This window comes from Hymenobacter guriensis, from assembly GCF_015773195.1.
In the GTDB taxonomy this organism is placed as follows: Bacteria; Bacteroidota; Bacteroidia; order Cytophagales; family Hymenobacteraceae; genus Hymenobacter; species Hymenobacter guriensis.
The window spans coordinates 355229-376032 of sequence record NZ_JADWYK010000002.1 but is presented as its reverse complement, the minus strand read 5'-3'; the positions used below and the strand labels follow the sequence as shown (position 1 = coordinate 376032).

The window sequence follows — 20804 nt, the reverse complement described above, 5'->3', positions numbered from 1 at the left end:
TCTTTTCCCGTGCTGCCTATGTCCGCCTCATCCCCCGACCTCGTCGCCCGCATCGACCACACCCTGCTGCGCCCCGACGCTACCCGGGATCAGATTGCCCAGCTCTGCGCCGAAGCGGCTCAGTACCGCTTCGCCTCCGTGTGCGTGCCGCCGTGCTACGTACGTTTTGCGGCCGATGAGCTGCACGGCTCCGGTGTGCCGGTATGCACGGTGGTAGGCTTCCCGTTGGGCTATCAGCTCACGAAGGTGAAGTTCTTCGAAGCGCACCAGGCGCTGAATGATGGCGCGAAGGAAGTGGATATGGTCATCAACGTGGCGGCCTTCAAGTCGGGGCGGCTGGCGGAAGTGGAAGACGAAATAGGGGAGCTGGCTGAGCTGTGCCACTTCAAGCAGGCCATTCTGAAAGTCATCATCGAAACCGCCCTGCTCACGGAGGAGGAAATCATCCGGGCCTGCCAGCTGTGCACGGAAGCCGGGGCCGACTTCGTGAAGACGTCTACCGGCTTTGCCAGCCGGGGCGCTTCGGTGGCCGATATTGAGCTGATGCGCCGCCACCTGCCGGCCCATATCCGTATCAAGGCTTCGGGTGGTATCCGCACCCGCGAGGCCGCTCTGGCGCTGGTAGCGGCCGGCGCCGACCGGCTGGGTTCTTCCAATAGTATAGCTTTGCTGCCGACTGCCGATGAAACTTCTGCTACTTCGTAACGTGCTTTTGCTTTCCGCTTTGATTTCGCTGGGTGCCTGCGCGGCCTCGGCCCCGGCTGCGACTACCGCCAAAACATCGGCCCCGGATACCACCCGTCAGCCCGCTATTCCGACGTTGTCGGCGGAGGAGCTGAGCCGTTACCGACCGGTATTCAACGCTCCTAAAACGCCCGCCGCACCACCGACCAAGACGCCGGTGGCCGTTACGCCCACCAACCAGGTGAATGCCCAGGTGGAGCAGCGCCTGCGCGACCAGGCTTTCACCAATCAAAATGTGAAATATGCCCAGGGTTTCCGCATCCTGGCCTACGTGGGCCTGGAGCGCGAGCAGGCCATGAGCATCCGCCGCGAAGTCATCAGCCGCTACCCCGAGGAAACCGACTACATTGCCTTCAAGCAGCCACTCTATCGCCTCTGGATTGGGGACTACCTCACGCGCCTGGAGGCCGAAGCGGCATTGATGCGCATTCGGCCCTTGGCACCCAAAGCTGAGCTGCAGCCCGCGCAGGTAGTGCTCAGCAAAACCTCTTTTTAGCGCTTATGTCGTCGTTGCGCCAGTTGCAGTGGGATGAGCTGGACCTGTTGCAGGGGCTGGAAGCAACGCCTACGCCCGGCGAAAACGGCAGCTACCGTTACCGCGTGCAGCAGCAGGATCTACAGCTGCGCGTATCATTGTGGCCCGAGCACGGCATGGTGGACGTAACGCTGTTTTCCACTGCTTCCCGGGCTATTCTACTTGATCTGACAGTGGCCGTGCGCGGGCGCATCCGCTACAACAACGACAAGCGCGGCGAGTATCTGGAGTTTGCGGACTGTTTGCTGGTGAGCCGCCTGCTGGCTTCGGATGAGCAGTTGGAAGCCGCCTTCAGCCCCAATACGCCCGGCCGTCCGATGGTGCTTACGGTGAAGCCAACGCTGAGCGTATTGTTTGAATAAAGAGGGGTGCGGTTTTCTGCGGCTGGTCGTTACCTTGCATAGTTATGCAGCATCTTCTTTCCCGCCTAAAAACCCTGGCCGCTGAAGCCGCCGCCGAAACGGTAGCCCTGCGCCAGCACCTGCACGCGCACCCCGAGCTGTCGTTCCGGGAGTTTAACACGGCCGCATTCGTTACGGAGCAGCTGCGCCAGCTGGGGCTCAGCCCGCAGCCTATGGCCAAAACCGGCGTGGTAGCCCTCATCGAAGGCCGCAACCCGGCCAGCCGGGTGGTGGCCCTGCGCGCCGACATGGACGCGCTGCCTATTCAGGAGCAGAATGACGTGCCCTACAAATCTACCAACCCTGGGGTGATGCACGCCTGCGGCCACGACGTGCATACGTCGTCGCTGCTGGGCGTGGCGCGGCTGCTTACCCAGCTGCGCGACGAGTTTGAGGGAACCGTAAAGCTTATTTTTCAGCCCGGTGAGGAAGTGCTGCCCGGGGGCGCTTCACTGATGATTGCGGAAGGCGTGCTGGAAAAACCCGCGCCGGCCAGCGTGCTGGGCCAGCACGTATTTCCGATGCTGCCCGCCGGCCAGATTGGTATTCGGCCCGGCCGCTACATGGCCAGCACCGACGAGCTGTACCTGACGGTTCGCGGTAAGGGCGGCCACGGGGCCATGCCCGAACTCAACCTCGACCCCGTGCTGGTGGCGGCCCACATTATTGTGGCGGCGCAACAAATAGTAAGCCGGCGTGCCAACCCTAAGCTGCCTTCGGTGTTATCGTTCGGTAAAGTCATTGCCAATGGCGCCACCAACGTCATTCCCAACGAAGTGTATATCGAAGGCACTTTCCGTACGCTGAATGAGGAGTGGCGCAACCAGGCGCACGAGCACCTGCGCCGCCTCTGCGAAGGCCTAGCCGACTCGATGGGCGCTGCCTGCGAGCTGGAAATCCGGCGGGGGTATCCGTACCTGGAAAACGAGCCGCAGCTTACCGCTCGTATTCGGGCTGCTGCCGAAGAATATCTGGGCCCGGAAAACGTTATTGAGCTGGACCAGTGGATGGCCGCGGAGGATTTCGCCTACTTCTCGCAGGCCACCAGTGCCTGTTTTTACCGCCTGGGCACCCGCGCCCCCGACGGCCGCCACGCCTCTTCCGTGCATACGCCCACCTTCGACGTGGACGCTCATGCGCTGGAAGTAGGCCCCGGCCTGATGGCTTGGCTGGCCCTTACAGAGCTGGCGGCTATAGTGCCGGCAGCCGCTTCCCAACCCGAAACCACCTATGCATAAACGTATTCTACTAGGAGCTGCGGGGCTGCTGGCGGCCAGCCAGGCGCAAGCCCAGAAGCACATCCGCTACGAGCTGGAGCTGTGGCCCGAAGCTCAGGTAGAATATGCCCTGCAAAGCGGCAATTATGCGTTTGTGGAGCTCCGCGGGCAGCGCACCACCAACGGGGATATTCCCAACCCGGATGGCTTCTACGGCAAGCAGCTGCAGGTAGGGTACGAACATTTCTGGAGTTCGCAGTGGAGCATCGGCGGCACGGCCCGCTACCAGCGGGCGGAGGGTGCCGGTGCCCTGACCCCGGAAATTCTGCTCCGGCACCGGGGCAAGCTGGGCAGCTTCACGCTGGGCCAGCGCCTGAGCGCCGAGTACCGCATCACCGGCGTGGGCCAGAGCCGGGCCAGTACGCGCCTGCGCATAGACTTGGAGCGGGCTTTCCAGATTGGCCGCACTATCCGTATCCGGCCACGCTTGGCCTACGAAGCCACCGCTTACTTGCGTCTGCAGCGCGCTGAGGACGAACCCAAAGAACGTTTCATTGATTTTGGCCTTGCCCGCGCCGAAGTGGGGCTGCGCTTTACCGAATGGCTCGACCTGACGCCCTGGATCGGCTACTCTACTGCCTACCTGCTGGTGCTCGGCCAAACCGATGAGGAAGGCAACCCCATCCCCGGTGGCCCGCGCAACTTCCGCACGCCCATAGTCGGGGCCGATCTGCGCTTTACCCTATTCCAGGGTGGCCGCGTGTTTGAGCGGCGGCAGCTGCCTACGCAGCATTAGCAGATCATGTTGCCACAGGTTAGAGTATTTTATGTCATTATGGCATTTGTAAAAATTTCGTTACATTGATTATAAGTGCTATTTTCGCTGTTTTGATAAATTTCTTAGAAGCTGTATTTGTAAAAAAAGACATTTTGTCTGTATAAAGAAGGTGCTTTGGCGAGTGGTACAGAATTTATAGGAGTAGGGCAGATAGCAATGAATTGCTTCTGTGTTCAACCAACTTTTCTCGTACCACACCATGGCCACGATTCTGTATAACAACCTGCCCGCTCTCCGTCCTTCCCGCGCATTCAACTCCATGCTGAATGAAGTCCTGCGGGATAGTGTAGCGCCAACCGCTAAACCCTCTGCTTCCTTTGTGCCCCAGGCCGATGTGCTGGAAACCTCCCAGGGTTTTGAGCTCCATCTGGCGCTGCCCGGTGTAGCCAAAGAAGACCTCAAAGTAGACTTCCAGGAAGGCCGTCTTGAAATCAGCGGGGAGCGGAAAGCCCCTGCCACCGAAGGCGAAGATGCCCCGCAGCTGCGCCGCATCGAAACCCGCTACGGCACCTTCTCGCGCTCCTTCCGCCTGCCCGATACCGTAAACGTTACGGCCATTGATGCCCAGCTTACCGATGGTATCCTGCGGGTGGTGCTGCCTTTCGATAGTGCCAAAACCACCAGGCAGCACATCGAGGTTCGCTAACTATTTCGACCATTCGGCAAAAAAGGCACTACTGGTTGGTGCCTTTTTTGCAATACGCGGGTTATAGTCAAGCAACCCTATACCAGGTTGTCGGCCTCTTACGTTACGAACCCGCTGCCGCCGCTCACGCGGTATTCATACGGGAATTTGTATCTTAGAACTCTCTTCTTTTCTCAAAAACAAACTCAGTTCTCAATCCATGCAAGCCAAACAAATGATGCTCGGCCTCATGGCTTCCGCCGTGCTGGGCGGGTCGGTAGCCGTGGGCGGATACAAGCTGCTGGAGCCCGAGCGCACCAATTCGCCCCAGGCTCTTGTCGCCGACCCCAATGTGCGCTATACCAGCGAGCTGCGCTCCTCCGATTACGTGGTGCCCGAAGGCCTCAACTTTGTGGCCGCTGCCGGCAGCGTGACGCCGGCCGTGGTGCACGTGATGACTGAATACGCCCCCAAAATGACCCAGAACGACCAGATTCGGATGGACCCGTTTCTGCGCCAGTTCTTCGGCGACGACCTGGACCAGTACCAAGGGCGCGGCCGCTCCCAGGGCCCGCAGATGGGCTCCGGTTCCGGCGTTATCATTGCCGCTAACGGCTATATCGTCACGAACAACCACGTGATTGATAAAGCCGACAAGATTGAGGTAGTGTTGGACGACAAGCGCAAGTATCAGGCTGAGTTGGTAGGTGCTGACCCCACCACCGACCTGGCTTTGCTGAAAGTGAAAGCCGACAACCTGCCCTTCGTGCGCTACGGCAACTCCGACGACGTGAAGGTAGGAGAGTGGGTGCTGGCTGTGGGCAACCCCTTCAACCTAAACTCCACCGTAACGGCCGGTATCATTTCCGCCAAAGGCCGTAATATCAATATTCTGCAGCGCGAAGACCGCATGGGCGTGGAGTCGTTTCTGCAGACGGATGCCGTGGTGAACCCCGGCAACTCGGGCGGCGCCTTGGTAAACCTGAAAGGTGACCTGATTGGTATTAACTCGGCCATTGCCTCGCGCTCCGGCTCGTTTGAGGGCTACTCGTTTGCCGTGCCCAGCTCCATCGTGAGCAAAGTGGTAGACGACCTGCTGAAGTATAAAGTGGTGCAGCGCGCTTTGCTGGGCGTAAACATCCGCGAAGTGGATGCTACGCTGGCTTCCGAGAAAAAGCTCAATACCCTGAATGGCGTGTACGTGATGGGAATGAGCAAGAACAGCGCCGCCGCCGATGCCGGGCTGAAAGAAGGCGACATCATCACCGAAATTAACGGGGCAAAGGTGAATACGTCTTCGCAGCTGCAGGAGCAGGTGGCCCGCTTCCGCCCCGGCGACAAAATTAAGGTAACCTACCTACGCGACGATAAAGAGCGTACGGCCTCGGCTACGCTGCGCAATGCCACCGGTACCACCGATGTGGTGCGCGAAGAATCGATGGCATCGGTGGAATACGAAGGAGCCAAGTTTGCGCCGCTCACCCGCCAGGAAATGAATCGGCTGGACCTTGAAGGCGGGGCTAAAATTTCGGGCGTACGCGGCAGCAACTTCAAGGAAACCGGTATTGGCGATGGGTTCATCATCACCCGCATCGACAAAAACAAAGTAACCAAGCCGCAGGACGTGAAGCGCTTCCTGGAAGAAGCCAAAAACAACCAGGGCGCGCTCGTGGAGGGTATTTACCCCGACGGTCGTAAAGCGTTCTACCCGATTGGGCAGGCCCAATAAGCTGCCTGCACCGGGTTTGTTTGAAAAGCCTCCGCCTCCCCGGCGGGGGCTTTTTTGTTAGCTTTGTGTCGGTTAGGAGTCTTGGATGAAGTTCAAAAAACGTTGCTGTATTCAGGCGCGAAAACCAAGACCCTAAGTTCCTAAGACCCCAAGTTCCCTCAACCCACCCACACCCCATGAAACAAGCCCTCGAAGAAGCTACCGCCACCGGCACCGACGTGCAGGACCACGACCACCACGGTATCCGTCAGGTGCTGCGCGAGCTGGGCATCCAGGAAATAAATGCTGCCTACAGCACTGGTTTGAAGTGGGGCGGCACTGATAATGAGCAGCTCCTCAGCATCACCTCACCTACCGATGGCAAGCTGATTGCAAAAGTGCGCCTGGCCACGGCTGTGGACTACGAGCAGGTAGTGCGCACCGCTGAGGAGGCCTTCACAACCTGGCGGCTGGTGCCGGCTCCCAAGCGCGGCGAGATTGTGCGACAGATTGGCAACAAGCTGCGCGACTACAAAGACCCACTGGGCAAGCTGGTGAGCTACGAAATGGGCAAAATCCTGCAGGAAGGCCTCGGCGAAGTGCAGGAAATGATTGACATCTGTGACTTTGCGGTGGGCCTTTCGCGCCAGCTGCACGGCTTTACGATGCACTCGGAGCGCCCCGCCCACCGTATGTATGAGCAGTACCACCCGCTGGGCTTGGTCGGCATTATTTCGGCCTTCAACTTCCCGGTGGCTGTATGGAGCTGGAACGCCATGCTGGCGGCCGTATGCGGCAATGTGAGCATCTGGAAGCCTTCGGAGAAAACCCCGCTGGTAGCCGTGGCCGTGCAGCATATCATCAAAGACGTGCTGCGGGAAAACGAGCTGCCCGAAGGTATTTTCAGCGTGCTTATCGGTGATGCCGAAATTGGGAGCCGGATGGCGGCCGACGAGCGGCTGCCGCTGATTTCGGCCACGGGCTCCACGCGCATGGGTAAGAAGGTAGGCGCTGTAGTAGGTGCCCGCCTCGGCAAGGCCCTGCTGGAGCTGGGCGGCAACAACGCCATCATACTCACGCCCCACGCCGACGTGGACATGGCCATCCGGGCCGTGCTGTTCGGGGCCGTGGGTACGGCTGGGCAGCGCTGCACCACCACGCGCCGCCTCATCATTCACGAAGAGGTGTACGAAGACGTGAAGCAGCGCCTGCTGAGCGCCTACCCCAAGCTGCCCATCGGCCACCCGCTGCAGGACGGCAACCTGGTAGGGCCGCTCATCGACAAAGACGCCGTGCGCATGTTCTCCGAAGCACTGGAGCGCGTGCAGGCCGAAGGCGGTACGCTGCTGACGGGCGGTGAAGTGCTGAGCGGCACCGGCTACGAAACCGGTACCTACGTGCAGCCCGCGCTGGTGGAGGCCAAAAACGAATACCACACGGTGCAGGAAGAAACCTTTGCGCCTATTCTGTACCTCATCAAGTACAGCGGCGAGGTAGAAAACGCTATTGCCCTGCAGAACGGGGTGCGCCAGGGCTTGTCGTCGAGCATTTTCTCCCTGAACATGCGCGAAACCGAAGCCTTTCTGGCCCACACCGGCTCCGACTGCGGCATTGCCAACGTGAACATCGGCACCTCCGGGGCGGAAATCGGCGGAGCATTCGGCGGCGAGAAGGAAACCGGTGGCGGCCGCGAATCAGGCTCCGACGCCTGGCGCGTGTATATGCGCCGCCAGACCAACACCATTAACTACGGTACTGCGCTGCCTTTGGCCCAGGGCATCAAGTTCGATATCTGAGCAACATATATGGTAAGCCGAAACGGCCCGCCCGGTATTCTGGGCGGGCCGTTTTATTTTGCCTGTCATAACTGCTTAGGTAATATCAAAGGTAATATCAAGGATGGGTCGGTTGAGCCAACCGGCCACAAACTAGGTTTGCGCGGTGGTGCAACCCTGGGGGTAACCGCTTGTCTTTCCTTTGCTTGCCTCCCGGCGCTGGGAGCTTCGCCTGAAAAGTCGGATATTTACCTTTTCTCCGTTTCCCCCTTCCCGCCAACCCGATACCGCATGGAAGCAGTAGCCTACACCGACATCAATGCACCGCTCGTGGAGCGGTGCCGGCTGGGCGACCGGCGCGCACAGGCTGAAATCTACAAGCGCTACTCCCGCGCCATGTTCAATGCTTCCCTGCGCATCACCGGCGACTATGCGGAAGCCGAGGATGTGCTGCAGGAGGCGTTTCTGAGCGCCTTCCGGGAACTGCACACCTACAAAGGCGATTCGTCTTTCGGCTCCTGGCTGAAGCGCATTGTCATCAACAAAAGCATCAACTGCCTGCGCAACCGCCGCCTGCAGCTGGTGCCTTTGGCTGACCAGCACGACGGCATCGGGGCCGATGATGCGCACCCAAGCCTAGATGCCGACACCACGGGCTGGCGGGCCGATGTAGTGCGACGCTGTGTGCAGGAGCTGCCCGATGGTTACCGCGTGGTGCTCACGCTGTACCTGCTGGAAGGCTACGACCACGCCGAAATTGCTGGGATTCTGAATATCACGGAGTCTACCTCGAAGTCGCAGTACAGCCGGGCCCGCAAGAAACTGCTGGAACTGGCCCGCCAGCACGGAATGTAAAATCGGACGTTAGCCGGCGGGGCCACCCAAGCCTTAGCCACGCCGTATAACGGCCCCACGTTGGATTGTGCGAACTACCACCTGTATGCAAAAGAAACCTACCGGGCTTGAAGAATTCTTCGACCGCCACCGCGGCGAGTTCGATGCCTTTGAGCCTAGCCCTGACCTTTGGGACACCCTGGAAGCCAAGCTGAACGCCCCGGCTAATGAGGCAGCAGATGAGCCTGTACTGCGCCTGATGCCCATAGCTGAACCCGCGCCGGAAACCGCCGCGCTGCCCCGGCGGAGCATATCAATAGTGCGCTACGGCGTGGCTGCGGCCGTAACGCTGCTATGCATCCTGGGCATTGGTTTCCTGCTGCCCAACACCGCACCGCCCACGGCTGCCTGGAAGAAGACCCCGCTAGCCCCGTGGGCTATTCAGCCGGAAACCACCACTGCCGACGAAGCCCTGAGCTTTTACACCGGTGGCAACCCCACCGCTATTGCCACGGCGGCCGTCGACTCGCCCCGCCTGGAAATTGCCCGCGCCGTGCACCGCATGGAATCTTACTACGCGGCGCAGATTCTGGAGCGCCAAGCCGAGTTGCGCCAATTGGAGGAAGAAGCCCGCATCACCAACAGCCCCGCCGACTGGAGCCGCGAGCTGGCCAGCCTCGATTCTACCTACCATGAGTTGAAAGTAGAACTGGCCCGCAACCCCGACCCCAACATGGTGCTGGACGCCATGAACCGTAACCTGCAGATTCGGCTGGACATTCTCAACCAGCAGCTGCGCATGCGGGAGCGAATCAACGACTCCCAGCAAACCCCGACGCTTTACGCCGATAACCGATGAACTCCATATTTTCCTGGACTAGCCTTTGGCCCCGGGTCCTGGCCCTCGTGAGCCTGCTGACCTTGGCGGCCCCGGGCCGGGGCCAGATTGCCAGCCACCCGGTGCCCGATGCTCCCGTAGCTGACTATTACCGCCAGCCTGCGGCCGAGCAGGAGCGGAGCCCAGCGCAGACGAGTACCCAAGACCCGCAGGGCCCCCAGGCCGAGCCGACCACGCCTACTATCGAGAAAAGCCGCAAGCTCAGCCGCACGTTCCGGGCGCCGCTTACCAAGCCGTTTCTGCTCAGCACGCGCTACGGCCGGGTGCAGATCAACGTGTGGACGCGCAAGGAAGTGCGCACCGATGTGGACATCATTACGCGGGCCGACAGCGAGGAAAAAGCCCACGAGCTGCAGGAAATGATTCAGGTGGCGCTGCTGGAAAATGACCCGACTACGAACGGCGGCATCACGGTGCGGTCGAAGTTTGGAGCTATGCCTGGCGGCTGCTGGAGCCGGCAGCGGCTGTTTGAAGTCAACTATACCGTGTGGCTGCCCAAGAATCAGGCGCTGGCCGTGGCCAATACCTTTGGCGACGTGAGCATTACCGGTGACCTGACCGCGCCTGTGGACCTGAGTATGGAATACGGAACCCTGCGCACCGGTCGCCTCGAAGGCAGCGCCAACGTGGTGCACGTCAAGAACGGCTCCGCATCCCTGGAGTATGTAAACCGCGCTACGCTCGATGCCAACTACGCCAAGCTGCGCCTCGATGCGGGCGAGGTGGTGGAGCTGCGCAATAACTACTCGGATATCGACATTGGAACGGTACAGAACCTGATAGTGCACAGCAAGTACGGCGACGTAGCCCTGGGCACCGTGCGCAGCCTCAGCGGTACCTCGGGCTTCGGGCGCTTCAGTGTGGATAAGGTGAGTGAGCGGCTGGACATGAAAGTGCAGCACTGCCCCGCTTTTGAGGTGCGCAACACCAGCCCCAACTTCCGCCAGATCAACCTGGACGGAGGCTACAGTACCATTCTGCTGAACTTCCCCGACGGCACAGGCTTCAACTTCGACGTGAACACCCAATTTGGCAAGCTGCTCCTCGACAAGCGCCTCGTGACGGTTCGCTCCGAGGAGTCGAGCCCGGCTTCCAGCGACCTGCAGGGCCAGTACGGGCGCACCACGCCCAAAGCCGGGGGCAACGTAAACATCAAGGCCCGCTACACCAACGTGAGCTTCAACCGCTAACTTTTTGCTGCTAAGAACCCAAAGCCGGCCTCTGTTGCCGGCTTTGGTGTTTTCGGTGGGCTGCGGGCCGCTGGATAGGTATATTTGAGCCTATGTCCTGTTTTTCTCCTCAACCCTGGGGTTGGCTGCTGGTTGCGCTGCTGAGCGGCCAAGTGGCCTACGCGCAATCCTCCTCGCCCGCCGCTATGCCAACGCCCCCTGCCTCCACGCTGCGCACCTACGCCCTGCGCCTGCGCCCCGGCGACGACCTGCGCCGGGAGCTGCAGCGCTTTGTGGAGCAGCATCAGCTGCGGGCTGCGGCTGTGCTTACCTGTGTGGGCAGCCTCACCGAGGTTTCGCTGCGGCTGGCCAACCAGAGCGGTGCCAGCGCCTACCACGGGCACTTCGAAATAGTGTCGTTGGTAGGTACGCTGGCGCTAAGTGGCTCCCACCTGCACCTAGCCGTGGCAGACTCTACGGGCCGGATGCTGGGTGGGCATCTGCTGGAAGGAAACCGCGTATATACCACCGCCGAGCTGGTCATCGGGGAACTGCCGAAGCTGGAGTTCCGCCGCGAAACCGACCCGGTTTCCACCTATCAGGAGCTGACGATTTACCCGGCTACGCCTGCTCCGTCGCGCAAAGGCAAAAAATAAGGGGCAGCCAGTACAATGGGAGGTTGGCCTTTGCCGCTGATGTTGGTACTATTGTAAGAACACCCCGCTCTTTTCGTGTAATGGACGGGTATTATTGAATTTCGTTTTCCTGATTTTATGCGTCTGATTACTGCCAGTGGTGTGCTGCTCGGGTTGCTTTGGGGTGCGGGTCACGCAGCGCTGGGGCAAACCGTCCCCAACCTGCCTCCGCTGGTTAGCTCCACCGAGGTCCTCAAAGACGGAGTAGCCCTGCACGACGAAGGCAAATTCACGGAGGCTATTGCCCGCTACCTGGCCGTACCGGCCAGCGACACGAGCTATGCCCAGGTGCAGTCGGAGCTGGCGCTGTCGTACTACGCCAATAAGCAGTACAAGGAAGCCATTGAAGCCGGCGAACGGGCCATGCTCATGGGCCACCAGGAGCCCGGCATCTACAATACGCTGGCCTCGGCTCAGGAGGAAGTGCTGGGCTACGAAGCCGGGCTGAAAACCTACCAGCGCGGCCTTAAGCAATACCCTTACAGCCAGCTGCTGTGGTACAATCAGGCTCTTACCCAGAATATGGCCAACCAGCCAGAGGCAGCGTTTGCCAGCCTGCGCCGCAGCCTGGAGCTGAAACCTCTGCACGCGGGCACTCATTTGCTGCTGGGTCAGCTGGCTGCCCGCCAGGGCCAGACAACCCACGCCATGCTCAGTCTGATGGCCTTTCTGGCCGTGGAGCCGGGCAGTGAGCGTAGTAATGGTGGCCTGGTGCTGCTGGAGCAGCTGGCCTCCCACGCTACGCAGTACGAAGACAAGGAAAAGCTGCCTTCCACGTTTCCCAACGCTGACTTTGAGGAGCTCGACCAGCTCATCGACGCCAAGATTGCGCTGCGCAAGGAGTACACCACGTCCGTGAAGTTCAACGCCAACCTGGTAAAGCAGGTGCAGCTGCTGGTGGAGAAATACCCCACGGCAGCCAGCCCGGCCGCCGACTTCTGGGTGAGGGCCTACTCGCCCCTGGTAGAAGCCCTCCGCAACCCCGACACGCGCACAGCTTTCACCTATTTCATCCTGTCGTCGGCCAACGACGCGGGCGCGCGCAAGTGGGTGAAGTCCAACAAAAGCAAGGTGGATAAGATGGCCGCTGCCGTGGGCCCTGCCCTGACGCGTCTGCGCGAGCAGCAGCCGGTCAGCTACAAAGGCTACCCTGCGCAGCTGCCTGCCTGGTTTGATGAAGACGGCGACCTATACGGCCTGGGCGCCGGTACGCTGGTTGATGGCAAGGTGCAGGCTACCGGCCCCTGGCTGCTGATAGGCTACGGCGGTGCCGTGAGCGGGGAAGGCAGCTTCGGCCCGAACCACGAGAAAACCGGCGCCTGGCGCTTTTATCAGGCCGATGGCAAGCTGGAAAGCACACCCAGCTACGACGACGCCGGCGAGCTGACCGGCGACTACCGCAGCTACCACGACAACGGCGCCCTGTCGGTAAGCGGGAAGTACCTGGCCGGGGAGCCCGAGGGCAAAGCCACTGTGCACTATTACTGCGGCACGGTGCGGGAGGCCCGCACGTACAAGGCCGGCAAGCTCGACGGTCCGCTGGAGTCCTTCTACCCCGATGGCAGGCTGGAAGCCCGCAGCACGTTCCGCAACGACGAAAAGCACGGCACCGAAACCGGCTTCTACCCCGATGGCACCACCGAGTACGAATACACCTTCGTGGATGGGCGCCGTCAGGGGCCATTTGTGGTGTACTACCCCGGCAAGAAAATCGAGAAGAAGGGTAGCTACGACTTCAGCGAGCTGCACGGTGAGTACGCCGAGTACTTCGACAACGGCCAGGTGATGAGTGCCGGCACCTACGAGCACGGCAAGCAAACCGGCACCTGGAAATCCTTTTTCCGCAACGGCCAGCTCAGCGAGGTAAACAACTTCGATGCGGAAGGTGAGCTGCACGGCCTCTACCAGGACTACGAGGACGACGGCAAGCTGGCCGCCGAAATTCAATACGACCACGGCCGCGTCAGCTCCCTGGCGTACTTCGATAAAGGCGGCAAGGAGCTGGCCCGCACCACCCTCAAAAAAGGCAGCAATGCTGCGCGCGGTCTTTACCCCAGCGGCGCCGTGGCTTACACCGGCACCTACGTGGATGGGCAGCGCAGCGGCGAGTGGCGCTGGCTGCGCCCGGATGGCAGCGTGCGGCTGGTGCGCCAGTTCAAGAATGGGGCGCTGCATGGCCGCTCCGACGGGTTCTACCGCAACGGCCAGCTGGAGTCCCGGCAGGAGTACGTGGAAGGCACGCTCGAAGGGCCTACAACTTCCTTCTACCTCGATGGGGTGACGCGCCAGACGGGCTACTACCGCAACGGCCAGGCCGAGGGCCACTGGCAGGATTTCTATGCCGATGGCACGCTCAGCGAGGACTATAACCTCCACGAGGGCGAATCCCAGGGCCCGGCCCGCAGCTACTCGCCCACCGGCAAGCTCACCGAGGAGCGCCGCAGCGCCAGCGGCCGCCTGCTCACCATGGTCGCCTTCGACTCGACGGGGCAGGTGCTGGACCGCGTGGAGCTGGGGCCCGAGGCCAAGGGCTACACTCTGCGCTACCCCGGGGGCCGTACCCGCCTTACCGTGCCGCTGGGCTGTTACCAGCGTCAGGGCCTGAATACCTGGTTTCATCCGAATGGCAAGGCCTCGGCTACCCTGGCTTACCAGCGCAACCAGCCCGAAGGCCCTTCCCGCAACTACCACCCTAATGGTAAGGTGTCCACGGAAGGCCAGTACCAGAACGGGCAGCGCGAAGGCGAATGGAAGTCCTACTATGAATCGGGGCAGCTGCGCTTTCGGGGCCGCTACCGCCAGGGCAACGAGGAAGGAGAGTGGACCTACTACTTCGAGAACGGTAAGCCCGATGTGGTGCTGACCTACGAAGGTGGCGAGCTGCACGGCGCCAACCGCCAGTACAACCTGCTGGGCGAGCTGATGCTGGAGCGCATCTACCATCACGGCCTACTGACGCAGTACCGGCCACAGGTAGGGGCTACTGGTCCCGCCCAGGCTGTGCCCGCCGGCCTCAACTTTGCGTTGCGCACGCAGTTTGCCAACGGCAAGCCCGCCGCTGAGGAAATCTACCGGGCCGGCTACGTGGAAGGCCCCCGCACTCTCTACTACAGCTCCGGCCAGGTGTACCGCCGCTCCGAAAACAAACAGGGCGGGCTCACCGGCCTGCTCGTCACCTACTATCCCGACGGCAAAAAGATGGAGGAAGAGTACTACCTCCACAACGAGCTGCACGGCCGCAGCAAATATTATCGGCCAAACGGCACGCTGGAGCGGGAAGAGACATACCGCGCTGGGGAAAAAGCCGGGCCTACTGTATATTATGGGGCTGATGGGAAACCATTACGAACCGAAGTGTATTGGAACAACTATGTATACGGCACCAAATAACCGCCTGTGGGCCACTGGCCTGCTGGTCTTTTTCGCCCTCGCTGGCTCACTACCGGCCCGGGCCCAGCAGGCCGCCCAGCAGCTCACCCAGGCCCAGCAGCAGTACCCCGGCGAAAAAGCCGTGTACCTCGACTACCGCCAGGATCTGACGGTAGAAATCGTGGGTGACTCGGTGCAGGTGCTGGCCCGCCACCACTACGACATGCTGCACCTGGAGCCGCAATCGGCCATGTACGCCGACGACCGGGTGTTCAGCTCCCACTTCAACCGCCTGCAGAAGGTAGAAGCCCGCACCCTCGTGCCCAACGGCCGCGACTACAAGGCGGTAAAGGTGACGGACTTCAAATCGAAGTTTGAAACCCAACCCGGTATTTTCTACGACGATACCCGCGTCACCACCTTCAGCTTTCCGCAGGTGGCGCCCGGTGTACGCACCGTCACCGACTACACCGTGCGCCACCCCGACTCGCGCTTTCTGCAGCCGTTCTTTTTCAGCTCCTACGTGCCCGTGCGCCACGCTGAGCTGACGATTACGGCACCGAAAGGGGTGAAGATTGACGCCAAGTCATTTCACACGGAGCAGGCCAAGGTGCAGTTCAGCAAGCAGGAAAAAGGCAATACGGTGGTGTACCGCTGGGTGGCCGAAAACCTGTCCACGCCCCCGCGCGACGACAACGCGCCCGAAGGTGGCTACTACCGCCCGCACCTGATGTACTATATTGAGGAGGCCCCCGTGGCCGGTCAGCCGCGCAAGCTGCTGTCGGGCGTGCCGGAGCTGTTTTCGCTGTATTCCGGCTTTGTGGGCCAGATGGAAAAGCAGGATGCGCCGGCTATGAAGAAGACGGTGGACTCGCTGATGGTGGGCGCCAAAACCGAAGAAGACCGGGTGCGCCGCGTGTTCTACTGGGTGCAGGACAATGTGCGCTACATTGCCTTTGAAAACGGCTTGCGCGGCTTCGTGCCTCACGCGGCCGGTTTAGTGTACGGCCGCCGCTACGGCGACTGCAAGGACATGGCCAACCTCACCCACGAGATGCTGAAGCTGGCCGGCGTGAAGTCATACCTCACTTGGATTGGCACCCGCGACCTGCCTTACCGCTACTCCGAGGTGGCCACGCCCGGCGTCGACAACCACATGATTGCCACCTACGAAGCCAAGCCTGGCCAGTATGTGTTTCTCGATGCCACTGGCCAGTACACCCCGTACGGCCTGCCCTCGTCCATGATTCAGGGCAAGGAGGCGCTGCTGTCGTTGGATGGCAAGAACTACAAAGTGGTGAGCGTGCCGGTGATTGAAAAGGAAAAAAACCACGTAGCCGACGTATCGACGGTCACGCTGGACGGCACCGGGTTGCGCGGCAAAGGCCAGCTTTCCATGGCTGGCTACCCCAAAATCCGGCAGTCGTATGCCCTCGATGGCCTCGACCAGACCACCGAGCCCAAGTACCTGAAGCGCCTGCTGGAGCGCGGCAACAACAAGTTCTTCGTGGATAAGTACGCCGTGCACAACCGCGAGGAGCGCGACCAGCCCCTCACCATCGATTACGAGTACCATGTGCAGGACTACGTGCAGAAGCTCGACGACGAAATTTACGTGAACCTGAACCTGGAGCAGCCCTACGCCAACGACCGGATAGACCCCGCCAAGCGCCGCCTGCCCCGCTACAACGAGTACAACCATACCGACCACACCCGCACGGAGTTTGAAATTCCGGCTGGCTACGATGTGGAGTATCTGCCTGCTAACGCTGAGGGCAAAGACGCGGTGCTGGGCTTCAACATTCGCTATGAACGGCAAGGCAATAAGATTGTGCAGAGCAAGGACATGTATGTGAACTACCTGCTGCTGCAACCTGCCGAGTTTGCCCAATGGAACGCTATGGTTGACAAGCTCACCGCCGCCTACCGCGACGTCATCATCCTCAAGCGCAAGAAAGCCTAGTCGTTCTCGTTTATCGATTCTTTTTCTTGGTAGTCATACCAAGCATAGTTCCTCCGTTCTTTTCCTTTCTGTTTACCTATTTCTGCATGAAATTCAGTGTGTGGGCCCGTTTGTTGGCCGTGCTATCTATCTTTTTGCTGACGGGGCCGCTACTACTGGCCCAATCCATTCCCGCCAACCTTCGCCACGGCGCCTATACCTGGCAGGCTAAGCGCGCCCGCCTGCCCATTTCCGCCGCCGATGCCCAACTGCCCGCCGTGGTGGTGCGCGACTTTACGGCTCATGAGTACCTGTTTGATGAGAAAGGAGAAAACCTCCAGATCTACAGCACCGAGCACCGCATTGTGCGCGTGAACTCCGCCGACGCCATTGAGCGGTTCAACAAAATCTATATTCCGGTGCAGGATGGCGGCCAGCTGCTTTCCATCAAGGCCCGCACCATCAGTCCGCGCGGGGAGATGGTGGAAGTAAACCAAAGCAACATCAAGGAGCTACAGGACGACGACGGCGACCGGCGCTACAAGATCTTCGCGGTGGAAGGCGTGGAAAAGGGCAGCGAGATTGAGTACGTCTACACCCGTTCGCGCCCCATGCGCCTCTACGGCCGCGACTACCTCCAGAGCGAAACGCCCGCCCGCGACGTCACCTTCGAGCTGATTACGCCCGAGGCCCTGCGCTTCGACGTGCGCATCTACCACGGGCCCAAGGCTGAGCGCGACACGGTGGTACAGGGCAAGCGCGTGACGCGCCTGCACCTGGATAAGGTAGCACCCGTGCGCGAGGAGGCTTTTGCCAACGTGCAGGCCGAGCAGATGCGGGTGGAGTACAAGCTGGCCTACAACCAAGCCCGCGGAAATGCCCGCCTCTTCACCTGGACCGACGCCAGCCAGTACCTCTACGAGAACATCTACTCGCTATCCAAGGACGACAACAAAGCCGTGGATAAGCTGCTCAAGCAAGTCAGCGTGCCGGCCGGGGCCACGCCCGAAGCCAAAATTCAGGCCGTGGAGCAATATGTGAAGGGCAACTTCAACCTCGACCCCAGCGCCGATGGGAGTGTGGCCCAGTCGATTTCCACCCGCAACGCCTCCGAAAGCGTGTTCACTAAGCTGTTTGCCGCTTTGTTCACGCGGCTGGGCGTAGAGCACGAGCTGGGCTTTACCACGGGCCGCGACCAGGCGGTATTCGACGAAACCTTCGACACCTGGAACTACCTCGACAACGCCATCTTCTACTTTCCTGGCCCCAAGCAGTGGCTGGCGCCCGCCCGTCCCGACTACCGCTACGGCATGATTCCGGCCGAGTGGACGGCCAACCAGGGCCTGTTCATCCGCACTGTGAAGCTAGGCAGCACCACTTCGGCAGTTGGTAAGGTGCGGGCTATTCCCACTCTCACGGCCGCCCAGAGCAGCAACGACCTGGACGTGAAAGTGAAGTTTGCGCCGGCTCTGGACAAAACTACCGTTGATATTCGTCAGGTATTCGGGGGCTACAATGCGCAGGCTATCCAGCCCTACTATGCCTTCATTCCCGAGGACAAGCGTACTGAGGCCATGCAGGAGCTGGTGAAGGCTAACGTGAAGGACGCCACCTTCAAGAGCCTGAAAGTAACCAACGGGGAGCGGGGCCTTAGCCCCCTGAGCAAGCCGTTCATCGTGGATGCCACCGTAGAATCGGGGGCGCTGCTGGACCGGGCGGGGCCGCGCTACCTGTTCCGCATCGGGGAGCTAATCGGGCCGCAGTCGGAGCTCTACCAGACCGAGGAGCGGCAGTTCGACGTGGAAAACGACTTCAACCGCAGCTACCACCGCGTCATCACCTTCGAGCTGCCCGCCGGCTACCAGGTGCGCAACCTCCAGGACCTGAAGGCCGACGTGCAGGCCGGCTCCGACGCGAAGGCACCTGTTTACTACTTCCGCTCGGGTTACCAGCAGCAAGGCCAGCAGGTCACCGTCACCATCGACGAAGTGTATGACCAGATTCGCTGGCCCAAAAAGGACTTCGAGGCCTACCGTAACGTCATCAATGCCGCCGCCAACTTCAATAAGGTAGTGCTGGTGCTGGAAAAGAAAAGCTAGAAGAATCCCCTCACCCGAAGAACCGCCCGGCAACGGCGCCAGCTACCCGCTAGCTGGCGCCGTTGCCGCGTCTGGCGTGGACGGCCCGGTTGAATAATAGTCGGCATGCCGAACTTTTCGTACTTTGCTTTTCTATGGACAAAGCTGCTGCCTTCCGCCAAACCATTCTAAACCCCGCCAAGCTGCGAGTTTTCATGCTCAAAAGTCTGCCCATGGCCTACCTGGCGGGGCTGCGTGTGGTGTCCCTCACGGCAGAGAAAGCGGCCGTGACGGTGCCGTTTAAGTACCTCACCAAAAATCCATTTCGCAGCATTTACTTTGCCTGCCTGAGCATGGCGGCCGAAATGGCCAGCGGAGTGCTGGCAATGCAGCACATCCAGGCGGCAGCCGGTTCGGTTTCAATGCTGGTAGTGGGCCTGCAGGCGGAGTTCACCAAAAAAGCCGTGGGCCTCGTCACCTTCGACTGCGCCGATGGCGGGCTTATTGCCGAGGCAATTCGGGAAAGCCGGGCTACGGGCGAAGGGCGCCCCGTGGTATGCACCAGCACCGGCCGCGACGAGGCCGGCGACGTGGTAGCCACCTTCCGCATTACTTGGTCGTTCCGGGCCAAAAAAGCCTAGCATACGGCGGCAGCCGTTGGGCTTGCCGTTTATTTTGCGACCTTGCACCACTTTGGTATCGGCTATCCTGGGAAAGAACCGCTTGTTGAGCCCGGTTAGCATTACTCTGGTGGCCCGCGTCCAACGCCCCCAACCCTGAACTCTTACGTCATTGCGCCCGCGCCATGAGCATGAATCGGTATTCCGTTATAACGGCCACGGGCAGCTATTTGCCGCCTCGTACCGTCTCCAACCAGCACTTCGTCGATACCGCGTTCTACGACGCCACCGGCACCCGTCTCGATAAGCCCGGCGCCGAAATAACGTCCAAGTTCGAGCAAATCACGGAAATCGGGGAGCGGCGCTACGCCACCGACGACCTGCTGGCCTCAGACCTGGGCTTCCTGGCCGCGCAGGCTGCGCTGACTTCCTGGCACGGCAACCCCGAAGAGCTGGACTACATCATCGTGGCCCATAACTTTGGCGACGTGGCTGCCGACAACCGGCGCACCGACATGGTGCCCACGCTGGCCGCCCGCATCAAGGCCCGGCTGGGTATCCGCAACCCCTACACCGTAGCTTACGACCTGCCGTTTGGCTGCCCCGGCTGGTTGCAGGGTGTTATTCAGGCCAATTACTTTCTGCGGTCCGGCGATGCCAGCCGCATCCTGGTCATCGGCACCGAAACCCTCTCGCGGGTGTGCGACCCCCACGACCGGGACAGCATGCTCTATGCCGACGGAGCCGGGGCCGTGGTGCTCGAAGCCCGCGCCAGTAATGAGCCGGTAGGCATCCTGGCTCACCTCACCCGCTCCGATACCGCGCAGGAAGCGCACCTGTTGCGTATGGGGGCATCCTACAACCCTACCTATCCCGCCGGCGACCTGTTTCTGAAGATGGACGGGCGCAAGCTTTACGAGTACGCTCTCAAAACCGTGCCTCAAGCCATTCAGGCATGTCTGGAGAAGGCGGGCGTGTCGCTTACGGCGGTGCGCAAGGTGCTTATTCACCAGGCCAACGGCAAGATGGATGAGGCCATCCTCAAGCGCCTGTATGCGCTCTACAACCTGCCCGTCATTCCGGTTGGCGTGATGCCTATGACAATTTCCTGGCTGGGCAACTCCTCGGTAGCTACCCTGCCCACGCTGCTGGACTTACTGCTCCGGGACCAACTGCCCGACCAGCACATAGAGGCCGGCGACGTAGTCGTATTTGCCTCCGTCGGTGCAGGCATGAACATCAACGCCGTAGTATACCAGGCTGTGTAAACCGTCTATGGCTTTGGGCTGCCACCCATCGGTTGGAACAGTCTTCCCCTGAAAAGGAAATGCAAGATTTTTAGCGTGATAAGACGTT

17 protein-coding genes are annotated in these 20804 nt (G+C 60.7%); all 17 read left to right on the top strand.

All coding sequences use genetic code 11. The annotated features are described in order from the left end of the window. Positions 1 to 18 precede the first annotated feature (18 nt). The 17 genes from deoC to I5L79_RS04955 all read left to right on the top strand — a co-directional run bounded on the left by deoC (position 19) and on the right by I5L79_RS04955 (position 20716). The gene (gene deoC / locus I5L79_RS05035; protein ID WP_196953934.1) at positions 19 to 705 is read left to right on the top strand and encodes a deoxyribose-phosphate aldolase; all 687 of its coding nucleotides are present in this window, start codon (positions 19 to 21) and stop codon (positions 703 to 705) included. Next, positions 683 to 1240: a sporulation protein gene (locus I5L79_RS05030; RefSeq protein WP_196953933.1), complete on the top strand. Its 558-nt coding sequence runs from the start codon at positions 683 to 685 to the stop codon at positions 1238 to 1240. The genes deoC and I5L79_RS05030 overlap by 23 nt, the downstream gene beginning before the upstream one ends. Before the next feature lie 5 nt (positions 1241 to 1245). After that, complete coding sequence (locus tag I5L79_RS05025) at positions 1246 to 1641, top strand: hypothetical protein (RefSeq protein ID WP_196953932.1); 396 nt, start codon at positions 1246 to 1248, stop codon at positions 1639 to 1641. Positions 1642 to 1685: 44 nt separating this feature from the next. Beyond that, positions 1686 to 2918, top strand: coding sequence for a M20 metallopeptidase family protein (locus I5L79_RS05020; protein ID WP_196953931.1), 1233 nt, complete (start codon positions 1686 to 1688; stop codon positions 2916 to 2918). Beyond that, positions 2911 to 3693, top strand: a complete 783-nt coding sequence (locus I5L79_RS05015; RefSeq protein ID WP_196953930.1) for a hypothetical protein — start codon at positions 2911 to 2913, stop codon at positions 3691 to 3693. The genes I5L79_RS05020 and I5L79_RS05015 overlap by 8 nt, the downstream gene beginning before the upstream one ends. A gap of 241 nt (positions 3694 to 3934) precedes the next feature. Next, entirely contained in the window at positions 3935 to 4381 is a 447-nt protein-coding gene (locus tag I5L79_RS05010; protein ID WP_196953929.1) for an Hsp20/alpha crystallin family protein, read from the top strand. A 199-nt stretch (positions 4382 to 4580) separates the two neighbouring features. Continuing rightward, positions 4581 to 6089, top strand: a complete 1509-nt coding sequence (locus I5L79_RS05005; RefSeq protein ID WP_231402787.1) for a Do family serine endopeptidase — start codon at positions 4581 to 4583, stop codon at positions 6087 to 6089. Between the two features lie 176 nt (positions 6090 to 6265). Beyond that, entirely contained in the window at positions 6266 to 7864 is a 1599-nt protein-coding gene (amaB, locus tag I5L79_RS05000; protein WP_196953928.1) for an L-piperidine-6-carboxylate dehydrogenase, read from the top strand. A 270-nt stretch (positions 7865 to 8134) separates the two neighbouring features. Continuing rightward, positions 8135 to 8698, top strand: coding sequence for an RNA polymerase sigma factor (locus I5L79_RS04995; RefSeq protein WP_196953927.1), 564 nt, complete (start codon positions 8135 to 8137; stop codon positions 8696 to 8698). 85 nt (positions 8699 to 8783) lie between these two features. Continuing rightward, entirely contained in the window at positions 8784 to 9536 is a 753-nt protein-coding gene (locus I5L79_RS04990) for a hypothetical protein (RefSeq protein ID WP_196953926.1), read from the top strand. Beyond that, a complete protein-coding gene (locus tag I5L79_RS04985; protein ID WP_196953925.1) occupies positions 9533 to 10765 on the top strand; it encodes a hypothetical protein in 1233 nt (410 codons plus the stop codon). The genes I5L79_RS04990 and I5L79_RS04985 overlap by 4 nt, the downstream gene beginning before the upstream one ends. Positions 10766 to 10857: 92 nt before the next feature. Continuing rightward, positions 10858 to 11400, top strand: a complete 543-nt coding sequence (locus I5L79_RS04980; protein WP_231402785.1) for a PPC domain-containing DNA-binding protein — start codon at positions 10858 to 10860, stop codon at positions 11398 to 11400. A gap of 117 nt (positions 11401 to 11517) precedes the next feature. Next, positions 11518 to 14829 carry a hypothetical protein gene (locus I5L79_RS04975; RefSeq protein ID WP_196953924.1) on the top strand — a complete coding sequence of 1104 codons (3312 nt, stop codon included), beginning with the start codon at positions 11518 to 11520 and terminating at the stop codon, positions 14827 to 14829. Further along, positions 14810 to 16771 carry a DUF3857 domain-containing protein gene (locus tag I5L79_RS04970; protein ID WP_196953923.1) on the top strand — a complete coding sequence of 654 codons (1962 nt, stop codon included), beginning with the start codon at positions 14810 to 14812 and terminating at the stop codon, positions 16769 to 16771. The genes I5L79_RS04975 and I5L79_RS04970 overlap by 20 nt, the downstream gene beginning before the upstream one ends. 86 nt (positions 16772 to 16857) lie before the next feature. Beyond that, positions 16858 to 18849, top strand: coding sequence for a DUF3857 domain-containing protein (locus I5L79_RS04965; RefSeq protein WP_196953922.1), 1992 nt, complete (start codon positions 16858 to 16860; stop codon positions 18847 to 18849). 134 nt (positions 18850 to 18983) lie between these two features. Further along, entirely contained in the window at positions 18984 to 19469 is a 486-nt protein-coding gene (locus tag I5L79_RS04960) for a DUF4442 domain-containing protein (RefSeq protein WP_231402783.1), read from the top strand. A gap of 164 nt (positions 19470 to 19633) precedes the next feature. After that, entirely contained in the window at positions 19634 to 20716 is a 1083-nt protein-coding gene (locus I5L79_RS04955; protein ID WP_394368781.1) for a 3-oxoacyl-ACP synthase III family protein, read from the top strand. Positions 20717 to 20804: the final 88 nt, after the last annotated feature.